Annotated in this window: 18 protein-coding genes and 1 pseudogene; 10 read left to right on the top strand and 9 right to left on the bottom strand. The window is 57.4% G+C overall.

The genetic code is table 11. The features are described from left to right. Position 1: 1 nt before the first annotated feature. A complete protein-coding gene (locus ACYZT7_RS16615) occupies positions 2-787 on the bottom strand; it encodes an enoyl-CoA hydratase (RefSeq protein WP_462037436.1) in 786 nt (261 codons plus the stop codon). Positions 788-1,024: 237 nt separating this feature from the next. Here ACYZT7_RS16615 and ACYZT7_RS16610 point away from each other — a divergent pair, with 237 nt between their 5' ends. From ACYZT7_RS16610 to ACYZT7_RS16600, 3 genes are all read left to right on the top strand, one after another. Further along, positions 1,025-1,891, top strand: a complete 867-nt coding sequence (locus ACYZT7_RS16610) for an IclR family transcriptional regulator (protein ID WP_462037435.1) — start codon at positions 1,025-1,027, stop codon at positions 1,889-1,891. Positions 1,892-1,952: 61 nt separating this feature from the next. Further along, positions 1,953-3,107 (top strand): acyl-CoA dehydrogenase family protein, encoded by a 1,155-nt coding sequence (locus ACYZT7_RS16605; RefSeq protein ID WP_462037434.1) that lies wholly within the window; start codon positions 1,953-1,955, stop codon positions 3,105-3,107. Positions 3,108-3,162: 55 nt separating this feature from the next. Then, positions 3,163-4,437, top strand: coding sequence for an MFS transporter (locus tag ACYZT7_RS16600; RefSeq protein ID WP_462037433.1), 1,275 nt, complete (start codon positions 3,163-3,165; stop codon positions 4,435-4,437). A gap of 84 nt (positions 4,438-4,521) precedes the next feature. On the opposite strand, the gene ACYZT7_RS16595 is transcribed toward ACYZT7_RS16600, so the two are convergent. The 5 genes from ACYZT7_RS16595 to ACYZT7_RS16575 all read right to left on the bottom strand — a co-directional run bounded on the left by ACYZT7_RS16595 (position 4,522) and on the right by ACYZT7_RS16575 (position 11,011). Beyond that, the gene (locus ACYZT7_RS16595) at positions 4,522-5,973 is read right to left on the bottom strand and encodes an aldehyde dehydrogenase (protein WP_462037432.1); all 1,452 of its coding nucleotides are present in this window, start codon (positions 5,971-5,973) and stop codon (positions 4,522-4,524) included. 27 nt (positions 5,974-6,000) lie between these two features. Next, the gene (locus ACYZT7_RS16590) at positions 6,001-7,146 is read right to left on the bottom strand and encodes an NAD(P)-dependent alcohol dehydrogenase (RefSeq protein ID WP_462037431.1); all 1,146 of its coding nucleotides are present in this window, start codon (positions 7,144-7,146) and stop codon (positions 6,001-6,003) included. A 48-nt stretch (positions 7,147-7,194) separates the two neighbouring features. Next, the gene (gene catA, locus ACYZT7_RS16585; RefSeq protein WP_462037430.1) at positions 7,195-8,133 is read right to left on the bottom strand and encodes a catechol 1,2-dioxygenase; all 939 of its coding nucleotides are present in this window, start codon (positions 8,131-8,133) and stop codon (positions 7,195-7,197) included. An 80-nt stretch (positions 8,134-8,213) separates the two neighbouring features. After that, positions 8,214-9,497, bottom strand: coding sequence for a salicylate 1-monooxygenase (gene salA, locus ACYZT7_RS16580; RefSeq protein WP_462037429.1), 1,284 nt, complete (start codon positions 9,495-9,497; stop codon positions 8,214-8,216). Positions 9,498-9,673: 176 nt separating this feature from the next. Further along, on the bottom strand, positions 9,674-11,011 hold the full coding sequence (locus tag ACYZT7_RS16575) for an MFS transporter (RefSeq protein WP_462041807.1): 1,338 nt from the start codon (positions 11,009-11,011) through the stop codon (positions 9,674-9,676). Between the two features lie 334 nt (positions 11,012-11,345). Between ACYZT7_RS16575 and ACYZT7_RS16570 the strand changes: the two genes are divergently transcribed. The 4 genes from ACYZT7_RS16570 (at position 11,346) to ACYZT7_RS16555 (ending at position 15,906) form a co-directional block, all read left to right on the top strand. Then, entirely contained in the window at positions 11,346-12,248 is a 903-nt protein-coding gene (locus ACYZT7_RS16570; RefSeq protein ID WP_462037428.1) for a LysR family transcriptional regulator, read from the top strand. 130 nt (positions 12,249-12,378) lie between these two features. Then, positions 12,379-14,274 carry an oxidoreductase gene (locus ACYZT7_RS16565; protein WP_462037427.1) on the top strand — a complete coding sequence of 632 codons (1,896 nt, stop codon included), beginning with the start codon at positions 12,379-12,381 and terminating at the stop codon, positions 14,272-14,274. Continuing rightward, positions 14,271-14,813 carry a VOC family protein gene (locus ACYZT7_RS16560; RefSeq protein WP_462037426.1) on the top strand — a complete coding sequence of 181 codons (543 nt, stop codon included), beginning with the start codon at positions 14,271-14,273 and terminating at the stop codon, positions 14,811-14,813. The genes ACYZT7_RS16565 and ACYZT7_RS16560 overlap by 4 nt, the downstream gene beginning before the upstream one ends. 166 nt (positions 14,814-14,979) lie before the next feature. Then, on the top strand, positions 14,980-15,906 hold the full coding sequence (locus ACYZT7_RS16555) for an AraC family transcriptional regulator (protein ID WP_462037425.1): 927 nt from the start codon (positions 14,980-14,982) through the stop codon (positions 15,904-15,906). A gap of 57 nt (positions 15,907-15,963) precedes the next feature. Here the strand turns inward: ACYZT7_RS16555 and ACYZT7_RS16550 are convergent, their stop codons facing one another. Then, positions 15,964-16,902, bottom strand: a complete 939-nt coding sequence (locus ACYZT7_RS16550; protein WP_462037424.1) for a LysR family transcriptional regulator — start codon at positions 16,900-16,902, stop codon at positions 15,964-15,966. Between the two features lie 119 nt (positions 16,903-17,021). On the opposite strand from ACYZT7_RS16550, the gene ACYZT7_RS16545 reads away from it, so the two are divergent. Then, complete coding sequence (locus ACYZT7_RS16545) at positions 17,022-17,249, top strand: DUF2790 domain-containing protein (protein WP_462037423.1); 228 nt, start codon at positions 17,022-17,024, stop codon at positions 17,247-17,249. A 21-nt stretch (positions 17,250-17,270) separates the two neighbouring features. Here ACYZT7_RS16545 and ACYZT7_RS16540 read toward each other — a convergent pair. Both ACYZT7_RS16540 and ACYZT7_RS16535 read right to left on the bottom strand, forming a co-directional pair. Continuing rightward, positions 17,271-17,663 (bottom strand): annotated as a pseudogene (locus ACYZT7_RS16540) (methyl-accepting chemotaxis protein); the annotation flags it as partial. 494 nt (positions 17,664-18,157) lie between these two features. After that, on the bottom strand, positions 18,158-19,426 hold the full coding sequence (locus ACYZT7_RS16535) for an OprD family porin (RefSeq protein ID WP_462037422.1): 1,269 nt from the start codon (positions 19,424-19,426) through the stop codon (positions 18,158-18,160). Positions 19,427-19,766: 340 nt separating this feature from the next. Here ACYZT7_RS16535 and ACYZT7_RS16530 point away from each other — a divergent pair, with 340 nt between their 5' ends. Both ACYZT7_RS16530 and ACYZT7_RS16525 read left to right on the top strand, forming a co-directional pair. Further along, positions 19,767-20,690, top strand: a complete 924-nt coding sequence (locus ACYZT7_RS16530; protein ID WP_462037421.1) for a LysR family transcriptional regulator — start codon at positions 19,767-19,769, stop codon at positions 20,688-20,690. Positions 20,691-21,025: 335 nt separating this feature from the next. Continuing rightward, positions 21,026-22,315, top strand: coding sequence for an MFS transporter (locus tag ACYZT7_RS16525; protein WP_462037420.1), 1,290 nt, complete (start codon positions 21,026-21,028; stop codon positions 22,313-22,315). Positions 22,316-22,318 lie beyond the last annotated feature (3 nt).

Raw genomic sequence — 22,318 nt, 5'->3', positions numbered from 1 at the left:
GTCATTCTCCAGAGAAGATAGCTTGGCGTTTTTCAAGGAACGCATTGGCGCCTTCCTTTTGATCCCTGGAATCAAACAGCAACTGAAACGCCTTGCGCTCCAATGCCAATGCGCTGTCCAGCGGCAAGTCGGCACCAAGCAGCATGACTTCTTTGATCTGCGCGACTGCCAGAGGCGGCAATGCGGCTATTTGCGCTGCCAGTTCGAGTGCCCGGGGCAGTGTGCGCTCATCACTGACCACTTCGCTGACCATGCCCATGGCGAGTGCCTCTGGCGCGGGCACCAGGCATCCTGTCAGTGCTATTCGCATGGCCTGGAATTTGCCGACAGCGCGGATCAACCGTTGAGTGCCACCGGCTCCCGGCATCAGGCCTAGCTTGACCTCGGGTTGGCCGAAGCGCGCCGATTGGCCCGCCACAATAATGTCGCAGTGCATCGCCAGTTCGCAGCCGCCGCCCAGGGCGAACCCATTCACTGCGGCGATGATCGGTTTGGGGCAGCGAGCGATAGCGTCCCACAGGAGTTCCGTGTGGCGAAGATACATCTCGACAGGGCTGGCCTGAGCAAACTCGCGGATGTCGGCCCCTGCAACGAAGCACTGCTCGCCGCCGGTGAGGACGATTGACCGCACGCTGCCATTCCCGGCCAAGGCGCGAAAGATATCTGCCAGTTGTTCGCGAACGGCGCTGTTAAGTGCGTTCTTCACTTCGGGCCGTTCAATGCGCACGACAGCGACCGCATCGTCTTGGATGTGCAGATGCACGACGGGCTCTGGATGGGAGTTCATATTGACCTCTTATTATAGTTTCGCTAGGTGAAACTGAATTCCGTAATTACAATCAATCATAGATATCCTTTCAAAGGCCTGTAAACAAAAAAAGCAAAAACCTGCTTAATGCCCAGTAAACACGCGACCTTGATTGCTCTACGCAAGGCGCTTGGTTTTTAAAACGCCAGCGCATATAATTTCGCCAGACGAAACCATGTTTTATTTTCTTGCATTTTTTTAAAGTGGAGTTCTACCATGGCTCGCATCAAGGCAGATCAACAGGCCGCCGACACGACAACGGGAGCGGACGAAATCGGGTTACTGAAAATGGGCATGCTCGACCCCGCCAGCGCATTGAGCGACGACGAAAGCAGCGGCCAGTTCGTTACGGCGCTGGCACGCGGGCTGGAATTGATGCGCTGCTTTACCCCACGCGACAACGTGCTGGGTAATCAAGAGCTGGCACGTATGACGGGTTTGCCCAAGCCGACTGTGACCCGTCTGACCAATACATTGATGCGCCTGGGTTGCCTCAAACGTGAAGTGCATTCCGGCAAGTATCAGTTGGATGTCGGGGTGCTGGGTTTTGGCTACGCCATGCTGTCGAACCTGGCGATTCGCACGGTGGCCCATCCGTTGATGGAAGAGCTGGCCAATCATGCGCAGGCGGCCGTCGCCATGGCATCCCGCGATCGCCTGCAGATGGTGTACCTGGATGTGGTTCAGGGTCAGGGCAACATGACCATGCGTCGCCAGACCGGTAGTTACTTGCCACTGGCACAGAGCTCGGTAGGCCGTGCTTGTCTGGCGGCAATGCCCGAAACCGAGCGGGAGTTTCTGCTCGACCACATCCGCCAGCGCGAATCGGAGCAGTGGCCAACCATTCGCAAGGGGCTGGACCGGGCATTCCGGGATTACGCCGACTATGGCTTCTGCCTGTCGATCGGCGAGTGGCATCGCGACGTGAACTCGGTGGCGGTACCGCTGCTGCATCCGCAGTACGGCTTGCTGACCTTCAACTGCGGCGGGCCGAGTTTTCAGCTGCCACGTGAGCGACTGATGGACGATATCGGGCCTCGCCTGATCAACATGGTTAACAACATTGGCGCCGCTGCTCGCTGACGCAACGGGGTAACGGCGCCCTAATAAAAGAACCGCTCGCCCGCGAGCGTTAGGAGCGCACATGATCCGTGATACCGAAACCCTGCAAATCCTGCTGGACTCCCTTCGTCAGTTTGTCGGCGAGGTGCTGATCCCTCGCGAAAACGAAGTGGCTGACACCGACGCGATTCCCCAGGACATCGTCGAACAGATGCAGGCCATGGGGCTGTTTGGCCTGACGCTGCCGGAAGAGTTTGGCGGGTTAGGCGTCACCATGGAGGAAGAGGTGAATATCGCCTTTGAGCTGGGGCGCACGTCACCGGCATTTCGCTCCTACATCGGCACCAACAACGGGATTGGCTCCATCGGTATCCTCCTGGATGGGACTGACGAGCAGAAACAGCATTACCTGCCCAAGCTAGCCAGTGGCGAGTTGCTCAGCTCTTTCTGCCTGACCGAGCCCGATGCCGGGTCTGATGCCGCCTCGCTAAAAACCAGCGCCGTGCGGGACGGCGACAGCTACATCCTCAATGGCACCAAGCGTTTCATCACCAACGCCCCACATGCCGGCATCTATACCGTGATGGCTCGTACAAGCACCGAAATAAAAGGCGCTGGCGGTATCAGTGCGTTTATCGTCGAGCGCGGCACGCCAGGCGTATCCCTGGGCAAGCCCGACCACAAGATGGGCCACAAAGGCGCCCATACCTGTGATGTCATCTTTGAAAACGCCCGGGTGCCAGCCGACCAATTGATCGGTGGTGTCGAAGGCGTGGGCTTCAAAACCGCCATGAAAGTCCTCGACAAGGGCCGCCTGCACATTGCGGCCTTGAGTGTGGGGGCGGCTGAACGGATGCTCGACGATGCCCTGCGCTATGCGCTGGAACGCAAACAATTCGGCAAACCTATCGCCGAGTTCCAACTGATCCAGGCGATGCTGGCCGACAGCAAAGCGGAAGTCTACGCCAGCCGCTGTATGGTCCTGGATGCTGCCCGCAAACGCGACGATGGCCACAACGTGAGCACCGAAGCCTCGTGCGCCAAGATGTTCTCTACGGAAATGTGCGGCCGCGTTGCCGATCGCTGTGTGCAGATCCATGGCGGCGCCGGTTACGTCAGCGAATACGCCATTGAGCGCTTCTACCGCGATGTGCGCCTGTTCCGCATCTATGAAGGCACCACTCAGATCCAACAGATCGTGATTGCGCGAAACATGATTCGCGCCGCTCAAGGCTGAGGCAAACGCCCTTCCCTGCTCCAGTTCCACCCCATAAATACAATAAGGTAACTCTATGGACGCTGCTGCTCAGGCAAGCGCGACTGCGCACGCCAAGTCCAGTACTTGGGTACTGGTTTTTATTTTTTGTTTTCTCGGCTTATTAATCGACGGCGCAGATTTGATGTTGCTGTCGTATAGCCTCAATAGCCTGAAGGCTGAGTTTGGCCTCACCAACGTAGAGGCCGGCAGCCTGGGCAGTTTCACCTTGGCCGGGATGGCAATCGGCGGAATCTACGGTGGCTGGGCGTGTGACAGTTTCGGCCGAGTGAAAACCGTGGTCTGGAGTATTTTGCTGTTCTCCGTCGGCACAGCCGCCCTGGGCCTGACACAAACCTACTGGCAGTTCGCGACTATCCGGTTCCTGGCTTCATTGGGAATCGGTGCGTTGTATGTGGCGTGCAATACCCTGATGTCCGAGTACGTCCCTACCCGTTATCGCACCACCGTACTTGGAACCCTTCAGGCCGGTTGGTCTGTGGGCTACATTGTCGCGACCCTGCTGGCTGGCTGGATCTTGCCGGTCCATGGCTGGCGCTGGCTTTTCTACATCGCGATTATCCCGGTGATCCTTGCTCTGGTGATGCAACGTTTCGTACCGGAACCACAGGCCTGGATCAACGCCCAGGCCGAGCGAGCCAAAGAAAAACTCGCGGGAATTCGTCAGGGAGCAGTGGTGAAGCGTGACAGCATGTACAAGCTGATTTACAGCGATCCGCAGGCGCGCCGGATGTTTTTCTGCTGGGCACTGACTGCCGGTTTCCTGCAGTTCGGCTACTACGGCGTAAACAACTGGTTACCGACCTACCTGGAGAGTGAGCTGGGTATGAACCTCAAGTCCATGACCGGCTACATGGTAGGCACTTATACCGCCATGATCCTCGGCAAAATTCTCGCTGGCATGGCCGCAGACCGCATTGGACGTAGAAGCGTATTCGCCTTTGGCGCGCTGGGCACGGCGGTGTTTCTGCCGGTGATCGTGCTGTTCCAAAGCCCGGAAAACATACTCTGGATGCTCGTGGTGTTCGGCTTTTTGTACGGTATTCCCTACGGCGTGAACGCCACGTACATGACCGAGAGCTTCGAAGCCAAATTTCGTGGATCTGCCGTGGGCGGTGCCTACAATATCGGGCGTCTGGGGGCGGCCATTGCTCCGGCCGCTATCGGCTTTCTCGCCTCCCATGGTTCGATAGGTGTAGGTTTTCTGGTGATGGGCGCGGCCTACTTCATCTGTGGCGTGATTCCAGCGCTGTTTATCAGGGATAAGCAGTTCGATCCGCAAAGACAATAGCGCCTTGTAATATCTCGAAGCCTGGCGGTGCGGCGGTAGTACCCGAATACAAAAAAACCGGCGCATTACGCGCCGGCTTAAAATTCAGAATGGATAAGGCTGGTTAGAGGGTTCAACCGTGACCCACTTGACCTCAGTAAACTCCTCGATGACTGCGCTGCCATCAAAGCGACCGTAACCGCTCTTCTTCATCCCACCATACGGGGCCTGCGGCTCGTTTTGCACGGTGGCGCCATTGATGTGCACGCAACCGGCATCCAGTCGGCCGGCCAACTCCAATGCCCGAGTGACATCGCGACTGAAGATTGAAGAGGAGAGACCGTAGGCGGTGTCGTTGGCCACCTCCAGCGCTTGCTCGGCTCCCTTCACCCGGACGATCGTTGTCACCGGGCCAAAGGTCTCTTCATCGTAGATAGACATCTCACGGGTCACCCGATCGACCAGTGTCGGGCCCATCAATGCGTTTTCCGCCAGGCCGCCAGCCACGATGTCAGCTCCCTTTCCAATGGCGTCATCGAGTAAATGATTGATCCGTTGTACCGAGCCTTGGCTGATCATCGGGCCAATTACGCAGTTGGGTGTCGTTGAAGGAACGCCCGTTTCCAGCGACCGTACGCGTTCCACAAAACGCGAAACGAATTGGTCGGCAACCGCTTCATCGACCACGAAACGCTCGGTCGACATGCAGATTTGACCCTGATAAAGGAACGCTCCGAAAACGGCCGCGTTGACTGCCCCGTCGATATCCGCATCGTCCAGAACAATAAAAGGTGCTTTACCACCCAGCTCCAAGAGGCAACGTTTGAGATGACTGGCGCAAGTCTGGGCAATCATGCGGCCGACTTTGGTCGAGCCGGTGAAATTCACTCGACGCACAATGTCATGCGCTACCAGCGCTTCAGTCACGGCAGACGCGTCCTCTGGCGCGCTGATCAGAAAGTTCAATACCCCCGCCGGCAGACCGGCATCGTAAAACGCTTCGGCCAACAACGCGTGCGTACGTGGGCTACTTTCTGAACCCTTGAAGATCACCGTATTGCCACACGCCAGAGGGTAGGCGATAGCCCGTGCACCAAGGATGACCGGCCCGTTCCAAGGCACGATGCTCAGTACCGCGCCCACCGGTTGGCGCAACGTCATCGACAGTGCGCCGGGCTTGTCGGTAGGTATGGTTTCGCCTTTGATTTGTGTGGTCAGGGCAGCGGCTTCACGCAGCAGGTTGGCCGATGCGCCCACGTTGAATTGTGCCCAGAGTTGCGAAGCGCCAATCTCTTCGGCCATGACCGAGCAGAACTGCGCCATTTTCGACTCCAGGGCATCGGCTGCCGCGAGCAGAATGCGACGGCGTTCGGTTGGGCCGGTTTTTGACCATGTCCGGAAAGCGCGCTGGGAAGACTCGGCAGCACGGATGGCGTCCTCGACGCTGCAGGCTGCACCTACAGTCACGGTCGCGGCACTGAGCGGATCGATGCGCTGGAAAGTCTTGCCATTGGAGGCGTCGAACTTTTGATTGTCTATTACGATTTGAACGGTCATTGTTGGTTCCTTTGGAGATCGAAAAAGTCAGACCGGAGCAGGGACTGGCATGCGAAGAATCGGTTTGATGGTGACACCGCGCTCGCTATCGGCCATCGCCTGGTTGACCTCGTCGAACTCATAAAACTTGCATAGCTTGTCGAAGGGGAATCGGCCCTGCAGGAAGAGTTCAACCAGCTTCGGAATAAAGGCATTGGCAACGACATCGCCTTGGACGATGCCCATGATCCGTTTGCCGGGAATCATCACATCGTTGATATTGAAGGCCACTTCGGTGCCCACTTTGGTGGCACCGACGATCCCACAGGTGCCAAGCGTGGTGAGTGAGTCGATCGCCTGGCGCAGAACCTCGGCGCGACCAGAGCATTCAAGGCTGTAATTGACGCCGCCCTGGGTGATAGCCTGAATGCGCTGAACCGGATCCTCCTCGCGGCTATTGATGACGTGGGTTGCCCCCAGTTCGAGCGCCAGTTCCAGCCGACTCGGAGTGACGTCCACAGCAATGATGGTCGTAGCGCCAGCGACCTTCGCCGCCATTACCGCCGCCAGCCCGACCGCGCCTGCACCAAAGGCGGCGAAGCTCGATCCTGCCTCAACCCTGAGTGCATTCAGCACTGACCCTGCGCCAGTCTGAATGCCGCAACCCAAAGGCCCCAAGAGTTCCAATGGCGCCTGCTTCGGGACTTTGACGACGTTGCGCTCATTGGCGATCGTGTAAGTGGAAAACGAGGATTGACCAAAGAAATGGTCGTGGATGGCGTGGTCGTTGCCACATGCGCAAGCGGAGGTACTGCCATCGAGTCGGCCGCCACCGAAGTTAAGCGGGTGCATGTGCGTACAATGTGCCGGGTGGCCTGTTTCGCAAGGCAGGCAAAGGCCGCAAGACATGTACGTCATGACCACGTGATCGCCCGGTTGTACCGTGGTGACAGCAGAACCCACTGCATCGACGACACCGGCACCTTCATGACCGAGGATGATGGGCAGTGGTGTGGGAAACAACTGATCACGCACCACCATGTCAGTGTGGCAAACACCTGTTGCGACCACTCGCACGCGCACTTCGGTTGGCCGAGGAGCCTCGAGCAAGACATCCTCAATTTGCAATGGGGCTCCCGAGGTGCGCAGTACTGCGGCACGGATTTTCATCGATTGTGCATCGGTCCGGGACATCGTTGTCTCCTTGAAGTGGTTCGTCGACGTCGAGTAAACGTCGGTTTATCAGGCAGACTGCAACGCACGCGGGCGTTGGCTGCGATGGGTTGCTTGTTCGCTGACGGCCGGGCGCAGGCTGAAATTGAAAGTCATCTCGGCAAAGCGCCCTGCCACACCCATGGCGGCGGCTCGTTCCTCGTCTTCCACAAAGCGAACTTCACCGATCAATCCGTCACGTGTCGCATAGGCGAAGTCGTCCCACAGGTACTTGTCATTCGACAGGTTGATCTGGGTGGTTAGATGTTCATGCCCCGGGGCAGAAATGAAGAAGTGGACATGCGCAGGTCGCTGACCGTGGCGGCCCAACTGGTCGAGGCATTCCTGAGTCGGGCCGGCTGGATCGCAACCGTAGCCCGAGGGCACGATGCTGCGAGCCCGGTAACAACCATTGGCGTCCGTGAGAATCCGGCGACGCAAGTTGAATTCAGACTGGCTCTTGTCGAAGTAGGAGTAGTTGCCCTGGGTGTTGGCTTGCCACAAATCTACGGTGGCTCCTGGGATCGGCTGACCGTTCAAGTCGGTTACGCGCCCTTCCAGAAACATCACCGTTGCCGTGCCATCCTCGGTCCCATCATCCATTCGAGTTTGGTACTCATACAGTGGCGCACCGGTGACGTACAAAGGGCCTTCAATTGTCCGTGGGGTGCCACCGGTACGACCCGCTTCGGCGTCCTTGGCATCCGCCAGCAGATCAAGGAAGTGTTCGATGCCAAGCCCAGCGACCAGCAAACCTGCTTCGTTTCTGGCACCCAGGCGGTTGAAGTAGTCCACCGCACACCAGAACTCATCGTCGCTGATCTGCAGATCTTCGATCACTCGAGCGACTTCCTGCAGCAAACGAAAAACGATCTGCTTGCGGCGCGGATCGCCTTCGGTGTTGTCCAGTCCCGAGGCTTCTCGGAAGAATTGCTGCAATTGTGGCAGTTGAGAAATTTTCACTGTCATTTCGATTCACCTGATCTTATTGGTATGCACCCACGAAGAGAGCCGCTGGGTGCTCCCTTCGCGCGTGTCGGTTCAAATCATTAGGCGACTGCTCGCCAGCCCAACTGGGCACGGGCCACTTGAAGGTCGGACTGCATGTCGTGATTCCACAGCCAGTCGAAGCGCTCGGCGAGGGTTTTGCTCAGTAGTTGTTCGTCATCGGCCACAGCTGGATCACGCATTTCATAAAGCTCCCCGGCTTCCCAGGAGGTACGCTGCACACGGCAGGCACGGGGACGACGGATGGCATCGTAGGCTTCGAGCACCGCCTGTGGCTGGCTGTCCAGGACCTGTGGATCGGCCAGCAATCGCGCCAGAAGCCAGGCGTCTTCCAGGCCCTGACCTGCTCCAGCGCCCTGGTGTGGCAACATCGCATGCGCAGCATCGCCGATCAGACCCACGCGGCCGTGCACGTAACCTGGCAACTCATCGAGTTCATGCAGCGCCCAAAGGGTGGGGGATGGAATGCATTCGAGCAGAACCCGAGCAGCGTCTCCCCAATGGTTGAAGGCAGAGAGCATTTCTTCCTGGCTGGCATTGCGTACCCACGGAGCATCGCTTGGCCAGGTTGGATCAGGACGACTGCGATCGGAAATGAAGGCTACAACGTTGATAAGCCGGCCCTGTTTGACAGGGAACGTGAGGATATGAGCATCAAGCCCCAGGTACATCTGCGGGACGTCGATCAAGTGTTCATCGACACCCCGGGCACGGTAGGCCTCGCGCAGCTGTTGGCTGTCGATCATCCCGCGATAGGCGCAGGTACCACTGAAACGCGGCGCCACCAGGGGTTGGCCAAGACCGTTGAGAACATGATCACGAATCGATGACTTGATACCGTCCGCGGCGATCAACAGGTCGCAGCGATACTCAGTGCCATCAGTGAACACCACTCGAGCCTGTTCGGCATCCTGCTCCACGCTGACGGCGCGCTTGCCGAATTGGGCGATCCCTTCGGGTAACTGGCTGGCCAGCGCATCGAGGAAGTCAGCACGGTGTACCGACGACTGCCCTACCCCTTCGGCCAGGCTTGCGCCCAGATAACCGGCATCTTCACCACGACGCCATTCGAACCAGATGTCCTGCCACGGATCCTGCGTCTGGTCGGCAATCTTGCGGTAGGGTTCGGCAATACCCAGGCCCGCAATGGCACGAACGGCGTTGGCGCCGAACGAGACACCCGCTCCGACCTCGCCAAAGGCAGGCGCCGATTCGAATAATTGCACGTCGAGGTGGGAATGACGGCACAGGTCCAAGGCCAGAGCCACGCCGGCGATTCCGCCGCCAACAATGCCGATTTGCAGTTTGGATTGAGAAGTATGCATAGCAAAATACCCATGAGGCTGATTGTTATTGGAGTAAGCAAATCATCGCCATCCGAGCGCTATTGATAAATACCGCAACTCCCATACATCCCATCATGGGTGTGAATATTATTCTTCAGGTCGAACAGGCATCGGTCAGATGAGCCCTCCCCCGGGCTCGTCTTTATCTGCAAAAGTTACTGCGCGGGTTGCCGGGATAAAGCAGCCTGGCGGCCAGGAGCCTTCTGAATCAGAAACACCATAATGGCGATGGCCCCTATCAATCCTGGTATGGCGAAGATGAGAAAGCTGGCCTGCAGTGGTAGTGACGAAGCGTGCAGTGCCCCACCCAGCAGCGGACCGATAATGGCACCGGTTCGCCCGATACCCATCGCCCAACCAAGCCCGGTAGACCTGATGTGCGCGGGGTAATACTGCACCGTGCAGGCGTTGGCCAGGATCTGCGTACCAATGGTGCACGCCCCTGCAATGGCGATGAGCAGATAAAGAACGGGTAACGGCGCCTTGAGCGCCAACAGGCTAAGGGCTAACGCTCCGCAACTGAAAAACGCGAACAAGACCTTGGCGATCCCAATACGGTCCCCCAGCCACCCACCAGCCACCGCGCCAATTATCGCGCCGACGTTTAACGCCAGCAGAAACGCCAGACTGGAGTTCAATCCGTAGCCTGCGGCCGTCATGAGTTTCGGCAGCCAGGAACTCAGTGCGTAAACCATCAGCAAACAACAGAAAAACGCCAGCCACAGCATGAAAGTGTTCACCTTGCGCCCGTCCTGGAACAGCTGCGCAATCGATACTTTCGTGCCTTTGGCGACCATCTGGTTCAACTGGTCATTGGGAGTGGGTACGTAAGACGGCTCGGCTTGTGCCAATAGATTTTGAGCCTTCACGGACTGCCCGGTGCGCAGTAGAAAATCCATCGACTCCGGCAGTTGGCGTATTAAAAAAGGCAAGGCCAACAGAGGTATCAGCGCTACATAGAACACGGCTTGCCATCCCCATTGCGGGATGAGCACCATGCCCAGGCCCGCCGATAGCATTCCGCCCAACGAGTAGCCGCTGAACATGATCGCCACCAGGGTGCTACGGGATTTCTTTGGCGCGTACTCGTTCATCAACGCCACAACGTTGGGCATCACCCCACCGATCCCAAGACCGGCGATAAACCGGCACAACGCAAACGCCTCTGGGCTCTGCGCCAATCCGTTGATCGCTGTGACGCCACTGAAGATGGCGACACACATCATGATGGTTTTACGTCGACCTATACGATCGGACAGTGAACCGAAAAACAACGCCCCCAGCATCATGCCCACCAGCGCGCAACTGCCCAGCGCACCAGCCTGCAACGAACTGAGGCCCCACTCGGACATCAATGAGGGCAGCACAACCCCATAGATGACCAGATCGTATCCGTCGAAAATGATGATCAGCGCGCACCAGAACAGTACGCGCGCATGGAAGGCATTGAACCGTGCCCCGTCAATCAGGGCTGACACATCTATCGTACGCATGGCTTCGCTCTTCTTGTCATTGTTATAGAGCCGGAGGATCTGACGCCTCCGGAAAATTGCGAGCTGCCCAATGGACGCGGAGCGTTCAGAACCGAGCATGGATTCGATCATGGGCAAACCAACAAGCGGGATAAATGCAGCCAGGCGAATACTCATTATTTCGAACGTGAATAAAGCTCGAGACTAAGCAAAAGGCCCGAATATCTCTCAATGGACGCGATGGTAGGCGCTTGTTAGGCTTGGGACCCTTGCAGCGGCGAATTTAGAGCGGTTCAGACCCAATAACGGGCAAAGATCTATCGCCCTCATGAGCACGCAATCTGCACGAGGCGTTATGGAATTACGTGAGCTTGACCTCAATCTTCTGCTGGTATTTAACCAACTGCTGGTTGACCGTCGGGTATCGACCGCGGCGGATAATCTCGACCTGACCCAGCCCGCTGTCAGCAACGCGTTGAAACGCCTGCGTGTCGCCTTGAACGACGAGCTTTTCGTGCGCACTTATCAGGGAATGGAGCCCACGCCTTATGCTCGGCAGTTGGCCGAACCCGTCGCAATGGCCATTCAGACCTTACGCGACGCACTGAGCCGACAGGACACGTTCGACCCGCTCAACAGCAATCGCAGATTTACCATGGCAATGACCGATATTGGCGAAATCTACTTCATGCCACGGCTGATGGACGCGCTGGCTGAACGCGCCCCGGGGTGCTCGATCAGTACACTGCGCAACACTTCCGATACCCTGGCCGAAGGGTTGCAAAACGGTGCGATCGACCTCGCCGTTGGATTACTGCCACTCCTGCAAGCCGGTTTTTTTCAGCAGCGCCTGTTCCACCATCGCTATGTCTGCATGTGCCGTAAGGACCACCCCGCTACCCGGGAACCGTTAACGCTTGAGCGTTTTTGCAGTTATGAGCACGTTCGCGTGGTGGCGGCGAACACGGGGCACGGCGAAGTTGATACGTTTCTGGCGCGGGCCGGTATTGAGCGAAACATACGCCTGGAGGTCCCCCATTTCGTTGCAGTTGGCCACATCCTTCAACGCACCAACTTAGTGGCGACAGTGCCTGAACGATTCGCCAGCAGTTGCGAACAACCCTTTGGCCTCGCGGTTCTACCGACGCCTGTGGAACTGCCGAACATCGAAATCAACCTGTTCTGGCACGCACGCTATAACAAAGACCCCGCCAATCGTTGGCTTCGCCAACTGATGTTCGAGTTGTTTTCGGATTAAACCACCTGAACAAGTACCGCTACGCCGCCAAGGCAGGATTCTTCAACGCCTCGACATGAATGTTCAATACTCATGCCGGCACTCATTCCATGCTTGAACCTCAAACAAAAAAAATAATGAGGAGATGGCAATGGCACACCCAGACATCCGAAACCTTGTGATTTCAGACGGCCCTGCCGCGGCGCTTTACCAACCCGGACGTATTGGCACCTTGCAGTTGCGCAATCGCTTCGTGCAAGCACCGATCTTCACTCAGTTCGCCAGCACCTTCGGTGAGGTTGACGATAAGCTCCTCGAATACCATAGAGCCCGCGCCCGAGGCGGCGTTGGTCTGATCATCACCGAGAATACCTCTATCGATTGGGAGGTCGGTCGCACCGCGGGTCACCCGATGCGAATCGACCATGACAGGTTCATTGGCGCACTCAGCAACCTGGTCGACGCGGTCCACGGTGAAGGCGCGAAGATTGCCGTGCAGCTGCACCATACCGGGCGCCAGAACTCCCAAAGCAACACAGAGCGCAACGAGCCACCACTGGCACCGACAGCCGGTATCACCAGCGCATTCGGTACCCCACCGCGTGCAATTGAAGAAAATGAAATACCAGGACTGATCGATAAGTATGTCCAGGGTGCCCGACGTGCGGTGGCCGCAGGCTTTGATGCCGTTGAGCTGCACGGTGCACATGGCTATCTGCTCGGCCAGTTTCTCTCTCCTTTCACAAACAAACGCACTGACCGCTGGGGCGGATCCCTGGAAAACCGTGCCCGTTTCGCCCTCGACGTCGTGCGTGGGATCCGTGAACAGGTCGGTGCGGATTATCCGATCCTGTATCGGCTCAGCGTGATGGAGCCTTACGAGGGCGGCCTCTCACTGGAAGATGGCCTGGCCTTTTGCGAAATGCTCGAGCCTTACGTTGACGCCCTGGATGTCAGTGCCGGGAACTACGACACCGCAATGACGTTGCTGCCGATGGTCCCGCCAGGATCATTAGTCAACTACGCCAAGCTGGTGAAACAGCGTGTCTCCATCCCGGTGATCGGTGTTGGTCGGCTCACCTGGCTGTTCGACGAGATGGCACAAGCGGTGTCTGACGGCGAACTCGACTTTGTGGCCTTGGGTCGATCGGGTCTGGCGGACCCCGAAACAGTCAACAAGACACGGCGCGGGCAACCGCAAAGCGTCCGCCGCTGCCTGGCGGTCAATGAATGCATCTCGCGGTGGATGTTCAACGGCAAAGGCACCCAGTGCGTGATCAATCCGACCCTCGGACAGGAGCGTCGCGCAAGTGATGCTCGCCGCCCTGCTTCCAGACAGGAGCGAGTATTGATTGTCGGTGGCGGACCGGCCGGTTGTGAGGCCGCAATACTGGCTGCCGAGCGTGGACATAGTGTGAGGTTGGTCGAGAGAGCGGATCGCATCGGCGGCCAGCTCCATGCGTGGGCAGCCGCGAGCCCGTTTCGCATGGAGGTCAAGAACATGATTGCGTTTTACGAGAGCGAACTCGAACGCGTAGGCGTCGACGTTCATCTCAATACCGATGCAGCTGACTTGGACCTGAGCCCATGGGACACCGTACTGCTTGCGACCGGTACCGTTGCGCAGGATCGCGGCCCGGATGTGGCCGATATGCTGGCAAGCGCCAATTTGCCTGTGACGGACGAGGTCACCGTATTTGGTGAAACCGAGGCGGCAATGTTCGCTGCCCTGTGGCTGGCGGAGCAAGGCAAAAAGGTCAGCCTTGTTTCACCCGCGGATAGCGTGGGTATCGACACCAATGATATGCAGCGCGAGCATCTCGCCGGCCTTCTCAAACATCTGGACGTATCGATCAACACTGCAGCAAAGGTGCCTGATGATGGTTACGTAGTAATGGCGACTGCCCGTGCGCCTTCAACGGTTCTGGAGGAGTCGGTCGATGACATTCGCGTTCACAGCATCGGTACAAGGTCCCGTGGTGGGCGGATGTATGAGGCGACCCAATCCGGTTTCTGGGCAGCGGCGAAAATAGGAGAGTTGTCATGAATGTTCGTGCAATTGAACACGTAGGCATCACCGTTCCCGATATGGAAGCGGCAACCCGATTCTTCATCGATGCCTTTGGTGCCGAGAAACTTTACGACATGCTCGACGCGCCCCTGGGAGGGCCTGAGGTAGAAGCGGGACTCGGCATTCCGCCCGGTGCAGTGATTGCCTCAATCCGGATGCTGCGTCTGGGCAACGGCCCCAACCTGGAGCTGTTTTCCTACACTGGCGTCCAGCAGTTGCAGCCGATTGTTCCGAGCGACTTTGGTATTCAGCACATCTGCATTTACGTTGACGATATCGATGCCGCTGCCAATCGCCTCGAGAAGGCCGGCGGGGTTCTGCTCAGCCGACCAGGCGACCTCCCGGGTGGTGACGCCGGACCAGGTAATCGCTACGTGTACACCCGCACCCCTTGGGGAAGCACAATTGAATTGGTGACTTACCCCTCATCGCAAGCCTATGAGCGTCACACTCACCTGCGCCGCTGGCGACCGCACTTGACCGGGCCGGGTGACCACGAAATCCAGGCGCAGTAAGAAAAGGCTTGCCAGACGAGCGGTGGAAATTCCCCCGATCGATGGCAAGCCTGTTTTGCGTACAAATTTGAAGGATGTGTTAATTTTTAAATCTGTGCTCTCAATGCCTTCAACGTTCAAAAGCCGATAAAACTCCACAGCCAATACAAATAAAAAGGGAGTTGTGATGAGTGCCATCCTGCTAACGCCAGAAAAAATGCTGGACGTTATCCCTGGTGAAGTAACGATCAAGGGAACCGTTGAGAGCGCGTCTGATAACGGCGTGTCGATTCGGGGCTACCGCTTTGACAAAACCGAAGTCAGCATCCCGTGCATGCGCGATTACGAGTTGGTGAAATGGAAATCGGGCACGTCAAATCTGGGCTTCCACGATGGCAAGCAATGGCAAAAATGGTCCGTTGGCGATAACGATGTCACCATTTTGACCCGAGGCGAATCATCCAGGTGGTACTGGATGAACGATATCGAAGTCAGTCATATCTACATTTCGCAAGCCATGATGGCCAAAGTCGCCAATGAAGTCTTTCAACAGGATGTTGACGGTGTTTTTGTCGACCACTGCCCGCTCGTCAACGACGCGAAGCTCTCCAGACTCATGGCGACCTATGAAATGGAGTGCCTGAGTGGCGAACCGGGGAGCAGCATCTTCGCTCAGACGTTGGAAATACAGATGTGCATCCATCTGCTGCGTCAGTACGTGCGGTGTGACCTCAGAGACAGCGATCAAGCGTCTCGCCTGACAAACCTCAAACGCGACCAGCTTCAGCAATACATCGATTCACATCTGTCCTGCCCCATTTCGGTCAAAGACATGGCCGCCATCGTCGACCTGAGTCCGTCCTACTTTGTACGAGTGTTCGGGGCGGTGTATGGCGTATCTCCCCACCAGTACGTTCAGTCGCGCCGCTTGAAAAAGGCCGAGCGCATCTTGTCGACTGTGCGCGATATTCCGTTGAAAGCTGTGGCCATGGATTGCGGGTTCTCGGACCAAAGTCATATGACCCGACTGTTTCAGGAAAAACTGTTCATGACGCCCAAACAGTATCGCGAGAAAAACGTCTCCAGGCTTTTTAGCTCATCGGCCTTGCAGTAACGAATCCGCGCGTCGGCCAATCAGCAATACACCGCCCGAGAATGTTGCACTTATCAGCTAGCCCACTCCCCAATACCGAACATCATTGGCTGTGACCTCATGCCCGGAAAAAAGCCCGGGCAATTCCGCCTTGAGAAAGTCCACCCAGGTCTTCACTTTGGCATCCAGAAACCGCTTGGAAGGATAGAGTGCATAGACGTTTCGCTCCCTGAGCCGGTAGTCGCCCAGCAGGCGCAGCAACGTGCCCTCGCGCAGCGATCGGGTTGCGGTGTAGAACGGCAACAGGCTGATCCCCATCCCGGCCTCCGACGCATTGACCATCGCCTCGGGTACGTTGCTCTGAAAGGTGTTGCCGGGCACCACTGAATGCTCGCCCTCCTTGTCACGGAACGCCCACTCATCGCCGTACAATGGGTCAAGCATGCGCAGGCAGCTATGTTGATTCAATTGTTCCGGGTGAGTGGGCATGCCCCGACGCGCAATGTACGCAGGCGATGCGCAAAGCATGCTGAAAATGCGTCCTACCGTTTGGGCAACGAATTGTGAATCCTCCAACTCCTGGGCAATGGAGATGACCACGTCGTGTCCGTCTTCAAGGGGGTCGGGGTTGCGCTGTGACAAGGTCAATTCAACAACCACGTCCGGGTAAAGCTCGCAGTAGCGGGCAATCAGTGGCGTCATCAAAACGCCCAACCCGTTCAAACAATGCAAACGTAAGCGGCCACTGGGCTTGAGGTGAGCTCCACGCGCTTCCGCGGTGGCCTCGGCCATGTCGTCCAGAATTTGCCGCGCCCGCAGCAGAAAGCGTTCACCCGCTTCGGTCAGACTCAAACGGCGAGTGGTGCGCTGCAGCAGGCGTGCCTGCACGTGCTGCTCAAGATCAGCCACTAGCCGAGACACTTGTGCCGTGGAAAAGTCCAGCGCCTGTGCGGCGGTGGTAAAGCTGCCTGCGTCGGCTACACGCACAAATACACGCAGGCTGTTAAGCAAGTCCATGAACTCTCCCTTGGCAACGACTGTTGCATCTGATGTAACGCTGCATCAAGTACAGCCCTCTTTATCCGTATCTGCAGAGGAATAAAATTGACTCATCAAACAACGACGGAGAACAAAGCATGAAGACTTTATTGAGCGTACTGCTGGCCCTGACCACAACTGCCGTAATGGCTGCCGAGAGCAATCCGGCCCCGGCACCTCAAACCCTGGATATCGCAAAGGTCATTTCGGTAACCGATACCTCGACTGCATGCGACGTCGTGCCGGCGACGATGGTCTACATCGACCACCAGGGTGAAAGCCATAAAATTACCTACCAGGTGATGGGCATGTGCTCGGGCGTTTGAGATACCGGGACGCCCCCTTGTTCAAACCGCTATCCGGGTTGCCTGCAGTGCCAACTCATGCAAACTGGCCAAACGTTGCATTACGCGCTCGACCACTTCCAACCTGGCGACCGCACCACTGCGTAACTCCCCCATCGACTGCAACGCGACCTCGGCCTTGTCCAGGCCCAAACGCGTTGAATCGGTAAGCTGCTCAAGTCCCTGACGGGCATCCTCTGCCGATTTTTCAAGACCAGTGGCGATCTGCCGGATCTGCGCACTGGAGTCCGCTGCCTGACGCGATAGATTGCGTACCTCGTCCGCCACCACTGCGAAACCGCGCCCATGATCACCTGCCCGTGCGGCCTCTATCGCCGCATTGAGCGCTAGCAGGTTGGTCTGCCGGGCGATGTCCTGAATGCTGCCGACAATCGCACCGATGCGTACCGACTGGCTGCCTAGCTCATCGAATACCTGATCCAGGCGCTGCAGATACTGATCGAGATCTCCAAGCACGGCTGCCGAAGACTGCATGCTCACGGCACTGGCCTGTACCCGCTCGCCCGCGCCACGTGCCAACTGGTTGGCAAAGCGCATGTCTTCTTCAGTTTGCAGCACCACTTGAATCAAGTGTTCAAGTGCCAACTTCACTTGAGCGCCTGGCCAAGCGGGCTCGGCCACTGGCAGCGACGCGAGCGGGACTGGAGCACTGGACATCACCGGGTCCGGCTCCCTCTGTACAAGCACTTCAACCACCCGCACTGGCTGACGGTGATAAAGCACCGCCGCCGCCAGCAGCAACAGGTCAATGATGCCGGCAAACATCAGGTGCATTCCGTTGCCGGCAGCGAGCAGCACCACTGCGCTGCCAGCTGCAACCAGGGCCGATCGTGCCCAGATTTTATTGTTCATACTCTTCTCCATGTCACTCACAGCAACGTCCAGGTGTAGCTCAGGATCAGTCGGTTCTCATCGATATCGGTGCGGTAATTGGAGCGCGCCATGGCATTGCGCACCCGGATGCCAAGCCCCGCGAGGGTGCCACTCTGTACGACGTAACCGAGATCCAGGTCGCGTTCGCGATCCCTGCCTTCGAAGCCTTTGCCGGTGTCGACGTTGTTGCCGGCGATGTAGCGCACGGTGCTGGTCAGCCCTGGCACGCCGAGGGCGGCGAAGTCGTAGTCATAGCGCGCCTGCCAGGAACGCTCGTCGGTGGAGGCGAATTCATAGGTCGGCACTTCGTTACCCAGTGGCGAGATGTTGGCGAATACACGAGGAAACGCGCTTTCACCGTAGATGCCCTGGTAGCCGATGTAGAAGGTATGGCCGCCGTGCTTGGCCGACAGCAGGGAGAAAAATGCCTGGTTGTCGATATTGCCCAGCAGCTTCTTGCCATCCTCCCTTGCGTCGAAATAGCCGAGGTTGGCGCCCAGGGTCCAACTGCCCAAGGGCTCGCTGTGTTTCAGGCCCAGAAAGCCTTGATGGTAGATGTCTTCCAGTTGCCCGTACCAGGCACTGACGCTGGTGCGCTTTTCATTGAAGGCGTAGTCGCCGCCGCCGTAGTTGAAGGCGTCACTGCTGACCTGGCGCTGGGGCACGTAGCCGAGCATGGCTTGCATCTTCTCGTCGCCGCCCTCATTGCGCAGGTGCGTGGAGCTCAGATGGCCGCCTTGCAGCGTCAGGCCATTGACCTCGGTGGAAGTAATGCTCGCCCCCTGGTAACTGGGCGGCAGCAGACGGATGTCACTGAAAACCAGCACCGGCAAGTTGGGTTGCAGCTCGCCGACGCGCAGTTCGGTCTTCGAGTAGCGCAGCTTCAACGCCCCTTCCAGGCGACTGTATTCATCGGCCGCGCGGCCATCGCCGTGCACCGGCAACAGGCCCGTGTTAACGCGGTCCGGGCTGCTGTCGAGCTTGAGTCCAAGTAAGCCGATGACATCGACGCCGACACCGATCGGCCCTGGGGTGTAACCGGACTTGGCATTGAGGATAAAACCCTGGGCCCACTCCTCGGCCTTCGACTGTCGGTTAGCGCCGACAATGTCCGAGTAGTCTCGGCTGAAGTAGTAATTGCGTGCCTGCAAGGTAACGCTGGCATCATTGATAAAACCGCTTTCGGCGGCCATCAATTGGCTGGAAATACCCAAGGCGACAGCCATGGGCAGCAGCGTTTGGGTTGCATGAATGGTCGGCTTCATCGATGTGCTCTTATTTTTGTTATGTACGAGGCAAGGCGTGGTGGCAGAACTGTTGCGCGCCATGTAAAGCACTGTTACGCAGAGTGCTAGTTGAGGGTATTGAGACCGTAAGCGCAGCAATATCCGCTTTGCGCATATCGCTATCCGCTTTGTGCAAAGGGAGATAACGCCAGAGAAACGGTTCCTGGCTTTTTGGCTTATGGGCCTTGCAGTAACGAGCGTCCACCAGCGAACCTGCTTCCGGTATTCTTCGGATGGCCACCGCATTGTTGCGGCAGTGACAGGCATGACACTATGCAAGCGATTGAATCTTCATCGCACCGCAAGGACCTGTCAGTACGTGAAACTCCATCAAATCAGGGCACTGGTCGCCATCCACCAAACCGGGAGCATCAGCGAGGCCTCGCAGATCCTGCACGTCACTCAACCCGCCATCAGCCGATCGATCAAGGATCTGGAGAGCGAGCTGGGCCTGGCTCTACTGCAGCGCTCCCACAGGGGGATGTCGCTCACTGACGAAGGCCGTCGCATCATTCGCCATGCACAGTTGACCGTCGAGAGCATGCGACGGCTGCAACTGGAGGCTGAAAATATTAAGGATATGCAGGTCGGTGAAGTCACCATCGGCGTCACGTCCCTGACTTCAGTGCTCAAAGGACTGGGGGAATGTATCGCCGGGTTCCAGGCCAAGAATCCGCGTGTACGCATCCGCCTGGTGAATCTGCGCCCCAACCAGATGCTGCAGCGACTTAGGGACGGCACCCTGGATTTCGCCATTACTTCGCAGCAGCATACACAGAGGCTAAACCTGGATTGGGAAGCGCTGAGCCGCATGCGGGGTCTGGTGGTCTGTCGAAAAAACAATCCGCTTCGCCACTCCCATTCGCTGCGTCAGTTGCAGTTTGCAAACTGGATCAGCCTCGATGCCATAGACGATCACTCGTCGCAGTTCTATCAAATGTTTGAAGACAACGAGATACCTCCGCCGCAGCGGATAACCGAGTGTTCATCAGTCTTGTTGGCCCTTGATCTGTTACATCACGCCGATGCGTTCATGACGCTCAGTGAAGCCGGAATGGAAAACACGTTACCCAAAGGACTCAATGAAGACCTGATGCAGGTCATGATCGAAGAAAGCATCCCTGACTACCCCATCTATCTGGTCTGCATTGATCGCCACGCGCTGACCACAACGGCACGAGACCTTTACTACGCGATCAGAAGCGTGCTCTCGAAGAACCAGCCAATGGATGCTTCACGCTAGAGCGTAGCCGTAATCGAGAAACTTAAGAAAAACGCAACGATATGCCCAACGGTTAAGTCTGTCCCTGTTCCTTGGGACCGACCACCATAACCTCAAGAACATTGAGTCAAACCCTGTGTTTTCCGCCTGTGTTGGTTGCCATGACGACTGTGTCGCTGTCGTCAAACAGTGCGTGTGATCGATAATCGGGCGAAACCGCACCGATCTGGCGCCGAGTTTCACTGGGGCTGCTGGACGTCATAACCAACGGTTAATCATCGAAGAAAAGCGCAAGTGCGCGGTGACAGTGTTTGCCGGATATTCGGCCCACAACAAAACTGTCACAGGAAATATCGATGACTACTCTGCAAGCGCCCCCTCTCCCCCGCGCCACCGCGCCATCCGTAATCGGGTCCAGGAAAGCCACCGTCGCCTGCGCTCTAGGCAATGCCCTGGAAATGTATGACTTCACGATCTACAGCTTCTTCGCCGTGGTGATTGCAAAGAACTTCTTCCCCGCACAGTCGGCAATGGCATCGCTGCTGATGTCGCTAGCCACATTTGGCGTCGGCTTTCTCATGCGGCCGGTGGGCGCTCTTGTGATTGGTCGCTTTGCCGATCGCCGTGGCCGCAAGGCCGCTTTGAGCCTCACGATCAGTTTGATGACTTTCGGCACAGCGATGATTGCCTTCGCGCCTTCCTACCAGACCATTGGCCTGTTCGGCACCTTGATGTTGGTGGCTGGCCGGCTCCTGCAGGGCTTTTCTGCAGGTGGGGAAATAGGGACTGCATCGGTTTATCTGATGGAGTCCAGCGCTACGGCAAATCGCTGTCGAAATGTGAGCTGGCAGGCTGCCAGCCAAGGCTACGCCGCCCTGGTTGGGGCCGGTCTGGGTTTACTGCTCAACAGCACGTTGAGCGCAGATGATCTTGAAAGCTGGGGTTGGCGTATCCCCTTTATGCTCGGGTTGCTCATCGGACCGCTTGGCTGGTACATCCGTCGCTGCCTGCCAGAAACCCACGAAGCTGAACCGACCAAACGCGATGGTCGACTACGCGATCACATAGACCTGCGCCATACCCTATTGGCAATCGGTCTTATGGCTAGCGCCACCATCGGCATATACCTGTTCATTTTCTATTTGCCCGCCTACCTGACTGTCACCCTGGGTTACCCGCAACGTAGCGCCTTGGCAATCGCTTGTGTGGCAAGTGCTTGTCTGGCCGTTATCACGCCTCTGGCCGGACGCGTTGCCGATCGCCACGGGCTGCGCAAAAAACTGCTGGCCTGGACGATCACCCTGCCGGTGCTACTGGCATGGCCAGCTTTCTACTTACTCAGTTTGAGCACCGATTTGTTCGTAGCGATGTTGGTCATTGCGATTCTGGTGCTACCTGGATGTATCGGGTCGGGTGCCTTCTTCGCCCTGATCATGGAAGCCTTTCCAAAAAATCGTCGCGCCCTGGGTACCGCCGTCAGCTACAGCTTCGGCGTCACCTTGTTCGGCGGTTTCTCGCCGTTGATCGCCACCTGGCTCACGGCTGCCTTGGATAACCCCCAAGCACCAGCACTGTACCTGCTCGCCGGCGGCGCCATCAGTTTGGCGTGCCTGGCTGTATTCCCCGAAAACCCTGGTCGGGAGTGACCT

It is taken from the genome of Pseudomonas sp. RT4P38 (assembly GCF_054897765.1).
The sequence above is the reverse complement of the archived record's forward strand: the minus strand, read 5'-3'. Positions and strand labels throughout refer to the sequence as shown.